The organism is Paucibacter aquatile, from assembly GCF_002885975.1.
Taxonomy (GTDB): Bacteria; Pseudomonadota; Gammaproteobacteria; order Burkholderiales; family Burkholderiaceae_C; genus Paucibacter_A; species Paucibacter_A aquatilis.
In genome coordinates this window covers 773,393-793,151 of record NZ_POSP01000001.1, presented here as the reverse complement: position 1 = coordinate 793,151, position 19,759 = coordinate 773,393, and the positions used below count along the sequence as shown (strand labels likewise).

The 19,759-nt window shown below is 56.3% G+C and carries 4 protein-coding genes, 4 tRNA genes, 6 rRNA genes and 1 pseudogene; 2 read left to right on the top strand and 13 right to left on the bottom strand.

Translation table 11 applies throughout. The features are described from left to right. Positions 1-281: 281 nt before the first annotated feature. A pseudogene (locus tag C1O66_RS03400) lies at positions 282-2,478 on the top strand (sodium-translocating pyrophosphatase). Between the two features lie 169 nt (positions 2,479-2,647). Further along, positions 2,648-3,508: a J domain-containing protein gene (locus C1O66_RS23530; protein WP_133155084.1), complete on the top strand. Its 861-nt coding sequence runs from the start codon at positions 2,648-2,650 to the stop codon at positions 3,506-3,508. Positions 3,509-3,683: 175 nt separating this feature from the next. Here the strand turns inward: C1O66_RS23530 and rrf (C1O66_RS03390) are convergent. The 13 genes from rrf (C1O66_RS03390) to C1O66_RS03330 all read right to left on the bottom strand — a co-directional run bounded on the left by rrf (C1O66_RS03390) (position 3,684) and on the right by C1O66_RS03330 (position 19,738). Further along, positions 3,684-3,796: ribosomal RNA gene (gene rrf, locus C1O66_RS03390) — 5S ribosomal RNA — on the bottom strand. 239 nt (positions 3,797-4,035) lie between these two features. Continuing rightward, positions 4,036-6,917 (bottom strand): 23S ribosomal RNA (locus tag C1O66_RS03385). Positions 6,918-7,260: 343 nt separating this feature from the next. After that, a tRNA-Ala gene (locus C1O66_RS03380) sits at positions 7,261-7,336 on the bottom strand. Between the two features lie 18 nt (positions 7,337-7,354). Continuing rightward, positions 7,355-7,431, bottom strand: a tRNA-Ile gene (locus tag C1O66_RS03375). Between the two features lie 182 nt (positions 7,432-7,613). Then, positions 7,614-9,137: ribosomal RNA gene (locus C1O66_RS03370) — 16S ribosomal RNA — on the bottom strand. 485 nt (positions 9,138-9,622) lie between these two features. Then, positions 9,623-9,736, bottom strand: a 5S ribosomal RNA gene (gene rrf, locus C1O66_RS03365). 239 nt (positions 9,737-9,975) lie between these two features. Beyond that, a 23S ribosomal RNA gene (locus tag C1O66_RS03360) occupies positions 9,976-12,857 on the bottom strand. 343 nt (positions 12,858-13,200) lie between these two features. Beyond that, positions 13,201-13,276 (bottom strand) — tRNA-Ala (locus C1O66_RS03355). An 18-nt stretch (positions 13,277-13,294) separates the two neighbouring features. Beyond that, positions 13,295-13,371 (bottom strand) — tRNA-Ile (locus C1O66_RS03350). Positions 13,372-13,553: 182 nt separating this feature from the next. Next, positions 13,554-15,077: ribosomal RNA gene (locus tag C1O66_RS03345) — 16S ribosomal RNA — on the bottom strand. Together the 16S, 23S and 5S rRNA genes with 4 tRNA genes alongside form the textbook arrangement of a ribosomal RNA operon. A gap of 688 nt (positions 15,078-15,765) precedes the next feature. After that, positions 15,766-17,274 carry a tripartite tricarboxylate transporter permease gene (locus tag C1O66_RS03340; protein ID WP_102766555.1) on the bottom strand — a complete coding sequence of 503 codons (1,509 nt, stop codon included), beginning with the start codon at positions 17,272-17,274 and terminating at the stop codon, positions 15,766-15,768. A 10-nt stretch (positions 17,275-17,284) separates the two neighbouring features. Next, positions 17,285-17,749, bottom strand: a complete 465-nt coding sequence (locus C1O66_RS03335; protein WP_102766554.1) for a tripartite tricarboxylate transporter TctB family protein — start codon at positions 17,747-17,749, stop codon at positions 17,285-17,287. Between the two features lie 138 nt (positions 17,750-17,887). After that, positions 17,888-19,738, bottom strand: a complete 1,851-nt coding sequence (locus tag C1O66_RS03330; RefSeq protein ID WP_102766553.1) for a GspE/PulE family protein — start codon at positions 19,736-19,738, stop codon at positions 17,888-17,890. Positions 19,739-19,759 lie beyond the last annotated feature (21 nt).

The window sequence follows — 19,759 nt, the reverse complement described above, 5'->3', positions numbered from 1 at the left end:
AACGCGAGGGGAAACCCGGATTCTAAGGGCTGCGCTTACACCGCCGTGACAGCGGTGGCGCAAGCTGCAACACCCCAGGCTACGACACACCGCTGGACTTGGACGTCAGCGGCATCGTTTACCCGCAAACACTGGGTAAACACCCAGAGCGCTCGATTGCTTTACGCAAAGCCCATCCCGTAGCATCAAACGCAGCGACCTGAGCCGCCACCGTGCAGGTCTGGCGTAGGGGCATCGAGGCGCATTCCGATTTGGCAGTTACACCAACAGGAGACCCGTTCATGACGACCCAATTGGCGCTGTACTTCGCGCTGGCCTGCGGTATCGCCGCAGTCTTGTATGGCTTCATCCAGAGAAGCTGGATCTTGAGTCAGGACGCGGGCAATCCCCGCATGCAGGAAATCGCCGCGGCCATCCAGCAAGGGGCCGCCGCCTACCTCGCACGGCAGTACAAGACAATTGCCGTGGTCGGCGTCGTGCTGACCCTCTTGATTGCCTTCTTCCTGGACCTGCGCACCGCCATCGGCTTTGTCTTGGGCGCGGTGCTTTCGGGCGCCTGCGGCTTCATCGGCATGAATGTCTCGGTGCGTGCCAATGTGCGCACCGCCCAGGCCGCCACCAAGGGCATCGGCCCGGCGCTGGATGTCGCGTTCAAGGGCGGCGCCATCACCGGCATGCTGGTCGTGGGCCTGGGCTTGCTGGGCGTGAGCCTGTTCTTCTGGTACCTCAGTGGTGGCGAGAAGGTGGATTCCGCCACGCTCAAGCCCTTGCTGGGCTTTGCCTTCGGCTCTTCGCTGATCTCCATCTTCGCTCGCCTGGGTGGCGGCATTTTCACCAAGGGCGCCGATGTGGGCGCTGACCTGGTGGGCAAGGTCGAAGCCGGCATTCCCGAGGACGACCCGCGCAACCCGGCGGTGATCGCCGACAACGTCGGCGACAACGTCGGCGACTGCGCCGGCATGGCCGCTGACTTGTTCGAGACCTATGCGGTCACCCTGATCGCCACCATGGCGCTGGGCGCTCTGGTGGTGACTGCTGCACCGATGGCCGCCATCCTCTACCCGCTGATGCTGGGGGGCGTGTCCATCATCGCGTCCATCATCGGCTGCTACTTTGTCAAAGCCTCACCTGGCATGAAGAATGTGATGCCGGCGCTTTACAAAGGCCTCGCAGTGGCCGGCGTGCTGTCCCTGATCGCCTTCTACTTCGTCACCAATGCAGTCGTGCCCGATGACGCCCTGGGTGCCGGCACCCGCATGCGCTTGTTCGGCGCATGCGCCGTCGGCTTGGTGCTGACCGCGGCCCTGGTCTGGATCACCGAGTTCTACACCGGCACCCAGTACTCGCCCGTCAAACACATCGCACAAGCGTCCACCACCGGTCACGGCACCAACATCATCGCGGGCCTGGGCGTGTCGATGCGTTCGACAGCATGGCCCGTGCTGTTTGTTTGCGCCGCCATTCTGGCGACCTATCAACTCGGCGGTCTGTACGCGATCGCCGTGGCCGCCACCTCCATGCTGAGCATGGCCGGCATCGTCGTTGCACTGGACGCCTACGGTCCCATCACCGACAACGCCGGCGGCATTGCCGAGATGTCCGAACTGCCTTCCAGCGTGCGCGACGTGACGGACCCCCTGGACGCCGTGGGCAACACCACCAAGGCCGTGACCAAGGGCTACGCCATTGGCTCGGCCGGCCTTGCCGCGCTGGTGCTGTTCGCGGACTACACCCACTCGCTGGAAAGCCGCGGCCTGAGCGTGAGCTTCGACCTCAGCGACCCCAAAGTCATCGTGGGCCTGTTCATCGGCGGCCTGATCCCCTATCTGTTCGGCGCCATGGCCATGGAAGCGGTCGGCCGTGCTGCGGGCGCGGTGGGTCGTCGAAGTTCGCCGCCAGTTCCGCGACATCAAGGGCATCATGGATGGCAGCGGTAAGCCCGAGTATGGCACCGCCGTCGACATGCTGACCACTGCAGCGATCAAGGAAATGATCGTGCCCTCACTGCTGCCCGTGGTGGTACCGGTCTTGGTCGGCCTGCTGCTCGGCCCCGCCGCATTGGGCGGCCTGTTGATGGGCACCATCGTCACCGGCCTCTTTGTCGCCATTTCCATGTGCACCGGCGGCGGCGCTTGGGACAACGCCAAGAAATACATCGAAGACGGCCACCACGGCGGCAAGGGCTCGGAAGCTCACAAGGCCGCGGTGACGGGCGATACGGTCGGTGACCCCTACAAAGACACCGCCGGCCCTGCCGTCAACCCGCTGATCAAGATCATCAACATCGTGGCCTTGCTGATCGTTCCGCTGCTGCCTTTGCCCACCACGGCACCGGCCGCAGCCCACGGCACGAACAGCCCAGCCGCCATTGCTGCACAACCGACCGATTCGCCACAGGCTGCGTCCGACACCAAGGTGCTTACCGCGGCGCCAGGCTCAGCTGCGGAACAAGCCAGCGCCGCCGCCTCTCAACCTTGACAGACTGAATCAAAAGTACTGGAGCGAGCGATTCGCCGATTGGCAGGCTCACACGGGTTAGCCCCGAGATAAAACAGCCCCTGCGGGGGCTGTTTTCATTTCAGGAACTTCACTCGTCACGCCACAATAGAACTGTTTGAATGACCGTCCAACCCACTCACTCGGTGCCATGAACAATTCTGCGCTTTCAAGGCATGGACTGGACCGCCGAAGGGCTCAATTGCGTGAGCTGCAGCGCTATTTGCAAGCCCAGGAGCAGGAATTCTTCGAACTGCATGGCCAACTGAGGGCTTTCGTCGACCGGTATGTGGCCACGCTTGGCTCCTCCTATTTGGAATTGGATGCTCTGGAATCGCAGTTACACACGGCCACCCAATACTTGGCCGAAGCTTTGCGCCGCAATGGCATTTCAGCTCGCACGCCACGTGCGCCGCAAGCCACGGCCTTGCCAACCATCCCTTTCTTGCCCACAGCGCCACCGCTTCCCGCGGAACCCGCTGCCGGGGTGATCGATCTGCCGCCGCCGAGCTTAAAGACTTTGTATCGGCGCGCAGCCATGCGTCTGCATCCTGATTTCGCCGACAACGAGAACGAGCGTCAGCGCCGCGAGCAAGCCATGATGCTGGTGAACGAAGCCTACGCCTCAGAAAACCGAACACGCCTGGAAGCACTACTCCTGGCTGCCGGAGAAGATCCACTCAAAGTCACCGGAGGTAATGCCGATGCCTTGCACGAATGGCTCAGCCGCTGCGAGAACTCGGTACAAGGCCGTCTCCGCGTGGTTCAAGCCCACCGCGTTGCGCTCGAAGCTCACCCCATGCATCAACTCTGGCAGGCCATCAGTCGGGCCGAAAAACTGGGGCTGGACCCATTCCATGTGATGGTCCAACGCCTGCGCAGCCAAATTGCAGAACGTCGCCAGGAGCTCTATATCGGCCAACGCCTACAACCGGAACCCGGCCTCGCCGAAGATTTTTTGCGTCGACGTATCGAACGCATGGGGGCGAGCCTAGGGGTTGATAGCGCCTGAGAAAGAGCGCGCCGAAACAATCTTCCCGCTACGCCTTTGCTTCATATTGAATCCAAAGGCACGACGCAAGGTGCCTGGCCGATCGAAGACAAAGCTTTCATCGTCACAAGGATTTGCGACCTGTAAAGCAAAACGCCCCCGATTCTTTCGAACCGGGGGCGCTGCTTAGATATTAGCCTGACGATGACCTACTTTCACACGGGAACCCGCACTATCATCGGCGCTGAGGCATTTCACTGTCCTGTTCGGGATGGGAAGGAGTGGGACCGCCTCGCTATGGTCATCAGGCTTAACTGGTTGGCTTGCTGAAGTCTCGTCAGAGATTTTCAACAGGCCCAATTTGTAGAGCTGCGCAGTATACATGAGTTCGTCATGTATTGCACTTCGAATCAGCTGGTTTTGATTGCGTTCACACGTTGGATCATTTCGTTGAATGATCTGACTTCTGAAGAACGGTATAACTTGTGTCCTCAATAATCCTTGATCAGATCGGCTGATGTTTCCATCGCCTGAACTGTCAAAGTTATAGGGTCAAGCCTCACGGGCAATTAGTACTGGTTAGCTTAACGCATTACTGCGCTTCCACACCCAGCCTATCAACGTCCTGGTCTCGAACGACCCTTCAGGGGGCTCAAGGCCCCGGCAAGACTCATCTTGAGACGAGTTTCCCGCTTAGATGCTTTCAGCGGTTATCTCTTCCGCACTTAGCTACTCGGCGATGCCACTGGCGTGACAACCGATACACCAGAGGTGCGTCCACTCCGGTCCTCTCGTACTAGGAGCAGGCTCTCTCAATCTTGCAGCGCCCACGGAAGATAGGGACCAAACTGTCTCACGACGTTTTAAACCCAGCTCACGTACCTCTTTAAATGGCGAACAGCCATACCCTTGGGACCGGCTACAGCCCCAGGATGAGATGAGCCGACATCGAGGTGCCAAACACCGCCGTCGATATGAACTCTTGGGCGGTATCAGCCTGTTATCCCCAGAGTACCTTTTATCCGTTGAGCGATGGCCCTTCCATACAGAACCACCGGATCACTTTGTCCTACTTTCGTACCTGCTCGACTTGTCAGTCTCGCAGTCAAGCACGCTTATGCCAATGCACTATCAACACGATTTCCGACCGTATTTAGCGTACCTTCGAACTCCTCCGTTACACTTTGGGAGGAGACCGCCCCAGTCAAACTGCCCACCATACACTGTCCCCAATCCCGATAAGGGACCAAGGTTAGAACCTCAAACACACCAGGGTGGTATTTCAACGTTGGCTCCATGAGAACTAGCGTCCTCACTTCAAAGCCTCCCACCTATCCTACACAGATCTGTTCAAAGTCCAATGTAAAGCTACAGTAAAGGTTCATGGGGTCTTTCCGTCTTTCCGCGGGGAGATTGCATCATCACAAACATTTCAACTTCGCTGAGTCTCTGGAGGAGACAGTGTGGCCATCATTACTCCATTCGTGCAGGTCGGAACTTACCCGACAAGGAATTTCGCTACCTTAGGACCGTTATAGTTACGGCCGCCGTTTACTGGGACTTCAGTCAAGAGCTTGCACCCCATCATTTAATCTTCCAGCACCGGGCAGGAGTCACACCCTATACGTCGACTTTCGTCTTTGCAGAGTGCTGTGTTTTTAATAAACAGTTGCAGCCACCGATTCTCTGCGGCCCCATTCTGCTTCGAGAGTAAATCTCTACACATACTAGAGGCACACCTTCTTCCGAAGTTACGGTGTCAATTTGCCGAGTTCCTTCTCCAGAGTTCTCTCAAGCGCCTTAGAATACTCATCTCGCGCACCAGTGTCGGTTTGCGGTACGGTCGTCAATAGCTGAAGCTTAGTGGCTTTTCCTGGAAGCAGGGTATCACTCACTTCGTCTGCAAGCAGACTCGTTATCACGCCTCATCTAAGCTCTCCGGATTTGCCTAAAGAGCACGACTACACGCTTGAACCAACTATTCCAACAGTTGGCTGAGCTAACCTTCTCCGTCCCCACATCGCACTATTGATCGGTACAGGAATATTTACCTGTTTCCCATCAGCTACGCATCTCTGCCTCGCCTTAGGGGCCGACTCACCCTACGCCGATGAACGTTGCGTAGGAAACCTTGCGCTTTCGGCGAGGGGGCTTTTCACCCCCTTTAACGCTACTCATGTCAGCATTCGCACTTCTGATACCTCCAGCAGGCTTCACAACCCACCTTCACAGGCTTACAGAACGCTCTCCTACCACGTGCAATAAATTGCACATCCGCAGCTTCGGTAACTGGCTTAGCCCCGTTACATCTTCCGCGCAGGACGACTCGATCAGTGAGCTATTACGCTTTCTTTAAATGATGGCTGCTTCTAAGCCAACATCCTGACTGTTTTAGCCTTCCCACTTCGTTTCCCACTTAGCCAATTTTGGGGACCTTAGCTGGCGGTCTGGGTTGTTTCCCTCTTGAGTCCGGACGTTAGCACCCGGTGCTCTGTCTCCCAAGCTGTACTCATCGGTATTCGGAGTTTGCAATGGTTTGGTAAGTCGCCATGACCCCCTAGCCATAACAGTGCTCTACCCCCGATGGTAATACTTGAGGCACTACCTAAATAGTTTTCGGAGAGAACCAGCTATTTCCAAGTTTGTTTAGCCTTTCACCCCTATCCACAGCTCATCCGCTAATTTTGCAACATTAGTCGGTTCGGACCTCCAGCACCTGTTACGGTACCTTCATCCTGGCCATGGATAGATCACTTGGTTTCGGGTCTACACCCAGCGACTAATTCGCCCTATTCGGACTCGATTTCTCTACGGCTTCCCTATTCGGTTAACCTCGCCACTGAATGTAAGTCGCTGACCCATTATACAAAAGGTACGCAGTCACCCTTGCGGGCTCCTACTTTTTGTATGCATGCGGTTTCAGGATCTATTTCACTCCCCTCCCGGGGTTCTTTTCGCCTTTCCCTCACGGTACTAGTTCACTATCGGTCGATTACGAGTATTTAGCCTTGGAGGATGGTCCCCCCATATTCAGACAGGATTTCTCGTGTCCCGCCCTACTTGTCTTACGCTTAGTTCCACACCGCAGCATTTCTCATACGGGGCTATCACCCGCTATGGCCGGACTTTCCATTCCGTTCTGATATACACGATGCTAAAACGTAAAGGCTACTCCAATTTCGCTCGCCGCTACTTTCGGAATCTCGGTTGATGTCTTTTCCTCGAGCTACTGAGATGTTTCAGTTCACCCGGTTCGCCACAATGACCTATGTATTCAGTCAGAGTTACCCCTCGCGGGGTGGGTTTCCCCATTCGGAAATCTCCGGATCAAAGCTAATTTGCCAGCTCCCCGAAGCTTATCGCAGGCTATCACGTCCTTCGTCGCCTGTAATCGCCAAGGCATCCACCACATGCACTTAGTCACTTGACCCTATAACTTTGACAGCGCTGACTGCACTGTCGTCAAGGACTCGTACAGAGCCTCTCAGCTCCATACGTTTATTGAGTATTCACGCGTTACGCCGTTCTTCATACCTAAACAATTTCTTGCTCAGTTGAAGTCTTGTGTTTGACGCAATCAAAAGCTACTAGCGGCACGGTACGCTCACCCCCTTTACGAGATGGCGCTTTCCGCTAGCAGCGCTGATTCGACTCTACAAATTGTTAAAGAACAACAGCCGACTCTTTCGAGCCTTATGACTGACAAACCAGAACAACCGCTCACGCCTTCGCGCAACGGATGCTTTGGTTTGTCAACCATGGCACAGAGTAATTGGTGGAGGATGACGGGATCGAACCGACGACCCCCTGCTTGCAAAGCAGGTGCTCTCCCAGCTGAGCTAATCCCCCGGGATCTCTTCAAATCCGTGGTGGGTCTGGCTGGATTCGAACCAGCGACCCCCGCCTTATCAAGACGGTGCTCTAACCGACTGAGCTACAGACCCACGCGTTTCTTGCGTGCACTGCCTCTCAGTAACGCTCGCCTGTTGAGGCCAGCTCGGCAGGCTCACGCTATTACTCTGATGTTGTATTCACAGCCGATAAGTGTGGGCGCTTAAAAATGAGTCATGTGGATCTCGCTGGTCATCTGCTGCATGCAGCAAACAACTGCTCGACCATTTTCTAGAAAGGAGGTGATCCAGCCGCACCTTCCGATACGGCTACCTTGTTACGACTTCACCCCAGTCACGAACCCTGCCGTGGTAATCGCCCCCCTTGCGGTTAGGCTAACTACTTCTGGCAGAACCCGCTCCCATGGTGTGACGGGCGGTGTGTACAAGACCCGGGAACGTATTCACCGCGGCAAGCTGATCCGCGATTACTAGCGATTCCGACTTCACGCAGTCGAGTTGCAGACTACGATCCGGACTACGACCGGTTTTCTGGGATTAGCTCCCCCTCGCGGGTTGGCAGCCCTCTGTACCGGCCATTGTATGACGTGTGTAGCCCTACCCATAAGGGCCATGATGACCTGACGTCATCCCCACCTTCCTCCGGTTTGTCACCGGCAGTCTCATTAGAGTGCCCTTTCGTAGCAACTAATGACAAGGGTTGCGCTCGTTGCGGGACTTAACCCAACATCTCACGACACGAGCTGACGACGGCCATGCAGCACCTGTGTCCAGGTTCTCTTTCGAGCACTCCCACATCTCTGCAGGATTCCTGGCATGTCAAGGGTAGGTAAGGTTTTTCGCGTTGCATCGAATTAAACCACATCATCCACCGCTTGTGCGGGTCCCCGTCAATTCCTTTGAGTTTCAACCTTGCGGCCGTACTCCCCAGGCGGTCAACTTCACGCGTTAGCTACGTTACTGAGAAGAAACCCTCCCAACAACCAGTTGACATCGTTTAGGGCGTGGACTACCAGGGTATCTAATCCTGTTTGCTCCCCCACGCTTTCGTGCATGAGCGTCAGTACAGGCCCAGGGGATTGCCTTCGCCATCGGTGTTCCTCCGCATATCTACGCATTTCACTGCTACACGCGGAATTCCATCCCCCTCTGCCGTACTCTAGCTATGCAGTCACAAAGGCAGTTCCCAGGTTGAGCCCGGGGATTTCACCTCTGTCTTGCATAACCGCCTGCGCACGCTTTACGCCCAGTAATTCCGATTAACGCTTGCACCCTACGTATTACCGCGGCTGCTGGCACGTAGTTAGCCGGTGCTTATTCTTCAGGTACCGTCATTAAGTCTCTGTATTAGAGAAACTCGTTTCTTCCCTGACAAAAGCGGTTTACAACCCGAAGGCCTTCTTCCCGCACGCGGCATGGCTGGATCAGACTTGCGTCCATTGTCCAAAATTCCCACTGCTGCCTCCCGTAGGAGTCTGGGCCGTGTCTCAGTCCCAGTGTGGCTGGTCGTCCTCTCAGACCAGCTACAGATCGTCGCCTTGGTGGGCTTTTACCCCACCAACTAGCTAATCTGATATCGGCCGCTCCAATCGCGCGAGGCCTTACGGTCCCCCGCTTTCACCCTCAGGTCGTATGCGGTATTAGCCACTCTTTCGAGTAGTTATCCCCCACGACTGGGCACGTTCCGATACATTACTCACCCGTTCGCCACTCGTCAGCTTAACCTGTTACCGTTCGACTTGCATGTGTAAGGCATGCCGCCAGCGTTCAATCTGAGCCAGGATCAAACTCTACAGTTCGATCTTGATTTACTCAACGGAATCGACGAAACCATTTACATGATTCCATCTAATTTCCGTGAGCGTTTAAAGTCTAAGAGACTTGATACTCGTCACCGAGCATCAAAACTCACCTTCAAACGCCCACGCTTATCGGCTGTTAATTTTTAAAGAACCAAGAGAGCCAAGCTCATCTTGACAAGACCGACTTGCATCGAATCTTGCGCCTGTCGACTGCTTTGCAGCTCGTCAACAGCACAGAAGCGAGATTATGACTGATGTTTTCACTATCGTCAACACCTATTGCATGCGATTTTCATCAGCTTGCAACTTCTGCTCTGCTTACAACCAGGCCAAGCCCAGCTGGATCCACAGAGGCAAACGCTGCCACACACCAGGCAGACTTCGCTTGCATCTAGGGACCGAGTGCCCGACCTGCCTTAGCAGACCCACACTCAGAGACAGAAACGCCCGGCCATGTGACCGGGCGTTTTGCTTAGATATTAGCCTGACGATGACCTACTTTCACACGGGAACCCGCACTATCATCGGCGCTGAGGCATTTCACTGTCCTGTTCGGGATGGGAAGGAGTGGGACCCGCCTCGCTATGGTCATCAGGCTTAACTGGTTGGCTTGCTGAAGTCTCGTCAGAGATTTTCAACAGGCCCAATTTGTAGAGCTGCGCAGTATACATGAGTTCGTCATGTATTGCACTTCGAATCAGCTGGTTTTGATTGCGTTCACACGTTGGATCATTTCGTTGAATGATCTGACTTCTGAAGAACGGTATAACTTGTGTCCTCAATAATCCTTGATCAGATCGGCTGATGTTTCCATCGCCTGAACTGTCAAAGTTATAGGGTCAAGCCTCACGGGCAATTAGTACTGGTTAGCTTAACGCATTACTGCGCTTCCACACCCAGCCTATCAACGTCCTGGTCTCGAACGACCCTTCAGGGGGCTCAAGGCCCCGGCAAGACTCATCTTGAGACGAGTTTCCCGCTTAGATGCTTTCAGCGGTTATCTCTTCCGCACTTAGCTACTCGGCGATGCCACTGGCGTGACAACCGATACACCAGAGGTGCGTCCACTCCGGTCCTCTCGTACTAGGAGCAGGCTCTCTCAATCTTGCAGCGCCCACGGAAGATAGGGACCAAACTGTCTCACGACGTTTTAAACCCAGCTCACGTACCTCTTTAAATGGCGAACAGCCATACCCTTGGGACCGGCTACAGCCCCAGGATGAGATGAGCCGACATCGAGGTGCCAAACACCGCCGTCGATATGAACTCTTGGGCGGTATCAGCCTGTTATCCCCAGAGTACCTTTTATCCGTTGAGCGATGGCCCTTCCATACAGAACCACCGGATCACTTTGTCCTACTTTCGTACCTGCTCGACTTGTCAGTCTCGCAGTCAAGCACGCTTATGCCAATGCACTATCAACACGATTTCCGACCGTATTTAGCGTACCTTCGAACTCCTCCGTTACACTTTGGGAGGAGACCGCCCCAGTCAAACTGCCCACCATACACTGTCCCCAATCCCGATAAGGGACCAAGGTTAGAACCTCAAACACACCAGGGTGGTATTTCAACGTTGGCTCCATGAGAACTAGCGTCCTCACTTCAAAGCCTCCCACCTATCCTACACAGATCTGTTCAAAGTCCAATGTAAAGCTACAGTAAAGGTTCATGGGGTCTTTCCGTCTTTCCGCGGGGAGATTGCATCATCACAAACATTTCAACTTCGCTGAGTCTCTGGAGGAGACAGTGTGGCCATCATTACTCCATTCGTGCAGGTCGGAACTTACCCGACAAGGAATTTCGCTACCTTAGGACCGTTATAGTTACGGCCGCCGTTTACTGGGACTTCAGTCAAGAGCTTGCACCCCATCATTTAATCTTCCAGCACCGGGCAGGAGTCACACCCTATACGTCGACTTTCGTCTTTGCAGAGTGCTGTGTTTTTAATAAACAGTTGCAGCCACCGATTCTCTGCGGCCCCATTCTGCTTCGAGAGTAAATCTCTACACATACTAGAGGCACACCTTCTTCCGAAGTTACGGTGTCAATTTGCCGAGTTCCTTCTCCAGAGTTCTCTCAAGCGCCTTAGAATACTCATCTCGCGCACCAGTGTCGGTTTGCGGTACGGTCGTCAATAGCTGAAGCTTAGTGGCTTTTCCTGGAAGCAGGGTATCACTCACTTCGTCTGCAAGCAGACTCGTTATCACGCCTCATCTAAGCTCTCCGGATTTGCCTAAAGAGCACGACTACACGCTTGAACCAACTATTCCAACAGTTGGCTGAGCTAACCTTCTCCGTCCCCACATCGCACTATTGATCGGTACAGGAATATTTACCTGTTTCCCATCAGCTACGCATCTCTGCCTCGCCTTAGGGGCCGACTCACCCTACGCCGATGAACGTTGCGTAGGAAACCTTGCGCTTTCGGCGAGGGGGCTTTTCACCCCCTTTAACGCTACTCATGTCAGCATTCGCACTTCTGATACCTCCAGCAGGCTTCACAACCCACCTTCACAGGCTTACAGAACGCTCTCCTACCACGTGCAATAAATTGCACATCCGCAGCTTCGGTAACTGGCTTAGCCCCGTTACATCTTCCGCGCAGGACGACTCGATCAGTGAGCTATTACGCTTTCTTTAAATGATGGCTGCTTCTAAGCCAACATCCTGACTGTTTTAGCCTTCCCACTTCGTTTCCCACTTAGCCAATTTTGGGGACCTTAGCTGGCGGTCTGGGTTGTTTCCCTCTTGAGTCCGGACGTTAGCACCCGGTGCTCTGTCTCCCAAGCTGTACTCATCGGTATTCGGAGTTTGCAATGGTTTGGTAAGTCGCCATGACCCCCTAGCCATAACAGTGCTCTACCCCCGATGGTAATACTTGAGGCACTACCTAAATAGTTTTCGGAGAGAACCAGCTATTTCCAAGTTTGTTTAGCCTTTCACCCCTATCCACAGCTCATCCGCTAATTTTGCAACATTAGTCGGTTCGGACCTCCAGCACCTGTTACGGTACCTTCATCCTGGCCATGGATAGATCACTTGGTTTCGGGTCTACACCCAGCGACTAATTCGCCCTATTCGGACTCGATTTCTCTACGGCTTCCCTATTCGGTTAACCTCGCCACTGAATGTAAGTCGCTGACCCATTATACAAAAGGTACGCAGTCACCCTTGCGGGCTCCTACTTTTTGTATGCATGCGGTTTCAGGATCTATTTCACTCCCCTCCCGGGGTTCTTTTCGCCTTTCCCTCACGGTACTAGTTCACTATCGGTCGATTACGAGTATTTAGCCTTGGAGGATGGTCCCCCCATATTCAGACAGGATTTCTCGTGTCCCGCCCTACTTGTCTTACGCTTAGTTCCACACCGCAGCATTTCTCATACGGGGCTATCACCCGCTATGGCCGGACTTTCCATTCCGTTCTGATATACACGATGCTAAAACGTAAAGGCTACTCCAATTTCGCTCGCCGCTACTTTCGGAATCTCGGTTGATGTCTTTTCCTCGAGCTACTGAGATGTTTCAGTTCACCCGGTTCGCCACAATGACCTATGTATTCAGTCAGAGTTACCCCTCGCGGGGTGGGTTTCCCCATTCGGAAATCTCCGGATCAAAGCTAATTTGCCAGCTCCCCGAAGCTTATCGCAGGCTATCACGTCCTTCGTCGCCTGTAATCGCCAAGGCATCCACCACATGCACTTAGTCACTTGACCCTATAACTTTGACAGCGCTGACTGCACTGTCGTCAAGGACTCGTACAGAGCCTCTCAGCTCCATACGTTTATTGAGTATTCACGCGTTACGCCGTTCTTCATACCTAAACAATTTCTTGCTCAGTTGAAGTCTTGTGTTTGACGCAATCAAAAGCTACTAGCGGCACGGTACGCTCACCCCCTTTACGAGATGGCGCTTTCCGCTAGCAGCGCTGATTCGACTCTACAAATTGTTAAAGAACAACAGCCGACTCTTTCGAGCCTTATGACTGACAAACCAGAACAACCGCTCACGCCTTCGCGCAACGGATGCTTTGGTTTGTCAACCATGGCACAGAGTAATTGGTGGAGGATGACGGGATCGAACCGACGACCCCCTGCTTGCAAAGCAGGTGCTCTCCCAGCTGAGCTAATCCCCCGGGATCTCTTCAAATCCGTGGTGGGTCTGGCTGGATTCGAACCAGCGACCCCCGCCTTATCAAGACGGTGCTCTAACCGACTGAGCTACAGACCCACGCGTTTCTTGCGTGCACTGCCTCTCAGTAACGCTCGCCTGTTGAGGCCAGCTCGGCAGGCTCACGCTATTACTCTGATGTTGTATTCACAGCCGATAAGTGTGGGCGCTTAAAAATGAGTCATGTGGATCTCGCTGGTCATCTGCTGCATGCAGCAAACAACTGCTCGACCATTTTCTAGAAAGGAGGTGATCCAGCCGCACCTTCCGATACGGCTACCTTGTTACGACTTCACCCCAGTCACGAACCCTGCCGTGGTAATCGCCCCCCTTGCGGTTAGGCTAACTACTTCTGGCAGAACCCGCTCCCATGGTGTGACGGGCGGTGTGTACAAGACCCGGGAACGTATTCACCGCGGCAAGCTGATCCGCGATTACTAGCGATTCCGACTTCACGCAGTCGAGTTGCAGACTACGATCCGGACTACGACCGGTTTTCTGGGATTAGCTCCCCCTCGCGGGTTGGCAGCCCTCTGTACCGGCCATTGTATGACGTGTGTAGCCCTACCCATAAGGGCCATGATGACCTGACGTCATCCCCACCTTCCTCCGGTTTGTCACCGGCAGTCTCATTAGAGTGCCCTTTCGTAGCAACTAATGACAAGGGTTGCGCTCGTTGCGGGACTTAACCCAACATCTCACGACACGAGCTGACGACGGCCATGCAGCACCTGTGTCCAGGTTCTCTTTCGAGCACTCCCACATCTCTGCAGGATTCCTGGCATGTCAAGGGTAGGTAAGGTTTTTCGCGTTGCATCGAATTAAACCACATCATCCACCGCTTGTGCGGGTCCCCGTCAATTCCTTTGAGTTTCAACCTTGCGGCCGTACTCCCCAGGCGGTCAACTTCACGCGTTAGCTACGTTACTGAGAAGAAACCCTCCCAACAACCAGTTGACATCGTTTAGGGCGTGGACTACCAGGGTATCTAATCCTGTTTGCTCCCCACGCTTTCGTGCATGAGCGTCAGTACAGGCCCAGGGGATTGCCTTCGCCATCGGTGTTCCTCCGCATATCTACGCATTTCACTGCTACACGCGGAATTCCATCCCCCTCTGCCGTACTCTAGCTATGCAGTCACAAAGGCAGTTCCCAGGTTGAGCCCGGGGATTTCACCTCTGTCTTGCATAACCGCCTGCGCACGCTTTACGCCCAGTAATTCCGATTAACGCTTGCACCCTACGTATTACCGCGGCTGCTGGCACGTAGTTAGCCGGTGCTTATTCTTCAGGTACCGTCATTAAGTCTCTGTATTAGAGAAACTCGTTTCTTCCCTGACAAAAGCGGTTTACAACCCGAAGGCCTTCTTCCCGCACGCGGCATGGCTGGATCAGACTTGCGTCCATTGTCCAAAATTCCCCACTGCTGCCTCCCGTAGGAGTCTGGGCCGTGTCTCAGTCCCAGTGTGGCTGGTCGTCCTCTCAGACCAGCTACAGATCGTCGCCTTGGTGGGCTTTTACCCCACCAACTAGCTAATCTGATATCGGCCGCTCCAATCGCGCGAGGCCTTACGGTCCCCCGCTTTCACCCTCAGGTCGTATGCGGTATTAGCCACTCTTTCGAGTAGTTATCCCCCACGACTGGGCACGTTCCGATACATTACTCACCCGTTCGCCACTCGTCAGCTTAACCTGTTACCGTTCGACTTGCATGTGTAAGGCATGCCGCCAGCGTTCAATCTGAGCCAGGATCAAACTCTACAGTTCGATCTTGATTTACTCAACGGAATCGACGAAACCATTTACATGATTCCATCTAATTTCCGTGAGCGTTTAAAGTCTAAGAGACTTGATACTCGTCACCGAGCATCAAAACTCACCTTCAAACGCCCACGCTTATCGGCTGTTAATTTTTAAAGAACCAAGAGAGCCAAGCTCATCTTGACAAGACCGACTTGCATCGAATCTTGCGCCTGTCGACTGCTTTGCAGCTCGTCAACAGCACAGAAGCGAGATTATGACTGATTTTCTTTCTACTCGTCAAGCATTTCTGCAAGATTTGTTTTGAATCTCAAATCACATCGAATCGCTTCGATCCTCGCCACCCAGATACTCAAGCAACTCTTTCGAGCCACTTGCTGACTTCCGAAGGAGTGTTTCTGTGCAGCGAAGCCCTCTACTGTAGCACAGGAATTTTTGGCTTTGCAAAGATTTTTGCAATTTTCTCGATGAAGGTCGCTGATCAGCCGTGGCCCAGGCGGCATGTGGGGTAGCTAGCTCCAGCATCGACCAAGCTACTTACGACGCGCGCTCCCCCAGCGGCTCGCCCTCGACTACACAGAGCCGTGTTGCTACCGCCGAAATGCAAGAAGGGGCCGAAGCCCCCTCTTTCCGTGTCTGGCAGAAGCGGCTGGACGCCTCATTCGAGGCGCCACAGGCCCGCAACTGGCTCTCCTCAGTCTTCCTGGAAGGCCTCTTCCCGCTTGCTCTTGATGGAAGGCAGCATGACCACCACCACCATCAGCAGCGCGGCAATCAGCAGGCCGGCAGACAGAGGGCGGGTCATGAACGTGCCCCAGTCACCGCGCGACAACAGCAAGGCTCGGCGCAGGTTCTCTTCCATCATGGGGCCGAGGATGAAGCCCAGCAGCAAGGGTGCGGGTTCGCAGCTCAACTTGTAGAAGATGTAGCCCACGACAGCAAAACCTGCCGTCACGAACACATCGAAGTTGTTGTTGTTCAGGGTGTAGGAGCCAATGCAGCAGAAGGTGACGATGGCCGGGAACAGGAAGCGATAAGGCACCGTCAGCAGCTTGATCCAGATTCCGATCAAGGGAAGGTTCAGCACGATCAGCATCAGATTGCCAACCCACATCGAGGCGATCAGCCCCCAGAACAGCTCCGGGTTGCTGGTCATGACCTGGGGGCCAGGCTGGATGCCCTTGATGGTCATGGCGCCCACCATCAAGGCCATCACGGCGTTCGGCGGAATGCCAAGCGTCAGCATGGGGATGAAGCTGGTCTGCGCGCCGGCGTTGTTGGCCGACTCGGGGCCAGCCACACCCTGAATCGCGCCCTTGCCGAAAGGCACGCGCGGGTTGCGAGCGACCTTCTTCTCCAAGGTGTAGGCCGCGAACGAGGCCAGCAAGGCGCCGCCACCGGGCAAGACACCCAGGATGGAGCCCAAGGTGGTGCCACGGAGCACTGCCGGCCATGCATCAGCGAAGTCCTGGCGTGTCGGCCACAAGCCCTTCACATCCTTGGTGAAGACCTCGCGGTGTTCCGCCGGCTTGCCCAGATTGGCAATGATCTCGCCGAAGCCGAACACGCCCATGGCGATGACCACAAAGCCCAGGCCATCGGTCAGCTCGGGGATGTCGAAGGAGAAACGCGGCGTGCCCGAGATCACATCGGTGTTGATCTGGCCCAGCAACAAGCCCAGCAAGATCATGGCAATCGCCTTGATCAGCGAACCCGAAGCCAGGACCACGGCACCGATCAAGCCCAGCACCATCAGTGAGAAGTATTCAGCCGGGCCGAACTTGAAGGCCAGCTCGGTCAGCGGCGGCGCGAAGGCCGCGATGATGATCGTGCCCACACAGCCCGCGAAGAAGGAACCGAGGCCTGCGGCGGCCAATGCGGCACCGGCGCGCCCCTGGCGAGCCATCTGGTAGCCATCGATGGCGGTCACCACCGAGCTCGATTCACCCGGCACATTGATCAGGATGGCCGTGGTCGAGCCACCGTATTGCGCACCGTAATAGATACCGGCCAGCATGATCAAGGCAGGCGTGGCGTCCAGCGCGTAGATCGAAGGCAGCAACATGGCAATGGTCGCCACCGGGCCCAGGCCCGGGAGCACGCCAATCAAGGTGCCCAGCAAAGCGCCACCAAAGGCGTAAAGCAAGTTCTGTAGGGTCAGCGCCGTGTGAAAACCCAGCGCGAGATTGTTCAGCAAGTCCATGCGCGAGTCCTCAGTTGCCGAAGATGGTGGGCCAGACTGGGATCACCAGCTTCAGGCCCCAGACGAAGATGACCCAGCTGCCCACCGTCAGAATCACAGTGCTGAGCAGCGCATCCTTCCAGCTGAATTCGTCACCGGCCGCAGCGGCCAGCACGATCACCAGGGGCAAGGTCATCAGCAAACCCAGGCGAGGCAAGGCCAGACCAAACAACACAATGGCAGCCGTGATGACCAGCAAGGGCCGCCAGGCCACCGGGCCGATCGGGTCGCCACCTTCGGATTCCAAGGTCAGGGCCTTGAACAGCACCAAGCCGCCCAGCAAGGCCAGCAAGACCCCCAGGCCGAAGGGGAAGTAGCCCGGGCCGGGCCGGGCGGAGGAGCCAAAGTTGTACTCGGTGGAGGCCCAGGCAAACACCACCCCGACCAGCACAAACATCAACCCGGACCAGAAGTCTCTTTGACTCTTGATCTTCATGGGGAATCCCTTTTTCTGCTTCTAGCTGCGATGAAGCGGGATTCTAGGGAGCCCCCTGTAGCGCTGCGCTTGTGGCTTACACGTAATCGCTGCGGGTCGCCATTGCGGCTCTGCTGGGGCTGGAGCTGGGCCTGCGCCTCAGGTCTGCCACTGCGGCGTGCTGCGCAGGATCTCTTCCAGCGTGGTCACACCTTCGGCCACCTTCATGGCGCCAGCCAGGCGCAGCGGCCGCAAGCCCTCCTGCATGGCCTGGCGGCGCAGGGCCGAGATGTCGGGTGTGGGGTGCAAATGCGACTTGACCGTCTCGCCCACCGTCAACAGTTCGTACAAGCCCGCACGACCGCGGTAGCCGGTGTTGCGGCACTCCAGGCAACCGACCGGCTTGTAGGGTTTGACGCCGCCGTTCATGCGCCAGTGCTTGAGCATATCGTTCAAGGTGTCGCGGGTGACGCTGGGATCGGGCACCTTGCAGTGGTTGCACAAGGTACGCACCAGACGCTGGGCCAGCACGCCAATCACCGTGGCGCTGATCAGATAGGACGGCACACCCAGATCCGTCAGCCGCGTGATGGCCGCTGCGGCATCGTTGGTGTGCAAGGTGCTGAAGACCAGATGGCCCGTCAGCGCCGCCTGAATCGCCATCTCGGCCGTGGCCAGGTCGCGGATTTCGCCGACCATGATGATGTCCGGGTCCTGGCGCATCAGGGCGCGCAGGCCCTCGGCGAAACCGAAGTCCAAGGCCGTCTGCACCTGGGTCTGGTTGAAGGCCGGCTCGATCATTTCGATCGGGTCTTCGATGGTGCAGACATTGACCTCGTCGGTCGCCAGGCGCTTGAGCGTGGAGTACAGCGTGGTGGTCTTGCCGCTGCCGGTCGGGCCCGTCACCAGAATGATGCCGTGGGCCTGGGTCACCAGCTTCTCCCAGCGCTCGCTGTCGTGGCTGGAAAAGCCCAGCATGGACAAATCCTTGACGGCGGTGTCGGGGTCGAAGATCCGCATCACCATCTTTTCGCCAAAAGCGGTGGGCAAGGTGGAGAGGCGCATTTCCACCTCGTCCCCAGCCGGATTGCGCGTCTTGATGCGGCCATCCAGCGGCCGGCGGCGCTCCACCACATCCATGCGGCCGAGCAGCTTGATGCGCGAGGTCATCGCGCTCATCACCGTGGGCGGCAGCTGGTAGACGGTGTGCAGCACGCCGTCGATGCGGAAACGGATCACGCCCATCTCGCGGCGCGGCTCCAGATGGATGTCGCTGGCGCGCTGGTCGAAGGCGTACTGCCACAGCCAGTCCACCACCTGCACGACACCCTGGTCGTTGGCGTCGAGCTGCTTGTTGCTGCGGCCCAGCTCCACCAGCTGCTCGAAGCTGGCCACCTGGCTGGACTCACCCGCCTTGGCCGCGGCGCGCACCGAGCGGGCCAGCGTGAAGAACTCGGTCGTGTAGCGCGCAATCTCCAGCGGGTTGGCCACCACCAGCTTGATGGGCTTGCGCACATGGGCTTCAATTTGGGCCACCCAGCCGGTGTCAAAAGGCTCCGAGGTGGCGATGGTCACCTCGGTCACGCCCACCAGCAGCGGCAGACAGCGCTTGGCCTCGGCATAGCCGACCGACATCACGTCCGACACCCGGCCCACATCGACCTTGAGCGGGTCGATGCGCAAATACGGCAGCTTGGCCCGCTCGGCCAGCCACTCTGACAGCGCATCCACATCGAGCGGCTTGCCCGTGTTGCTGCGCGTCAAGCCGCCGTGGCCCAGGCGCACCAGCGGGTGCAGCGAGCTGTCACCCGCAGCGAAACGGCCCTCGGTGCGCAGCACCTGGGCCTCGTCGATCAAGCCATCTTCCTGCAACCAATGCAGCAGGGTGCGCCATTCCAGCCGGCCTTCGCCGCTGGAGCCGCCCGCGGCGGCCGGCGTGTTGCACGATGAGGCAGAGGAAGAGGCGATTGAAGCCGATGCGGAGGCGCTGGTCTTGGGCTTGGCATTCATGATGGAGAAGAGACGCTCCGC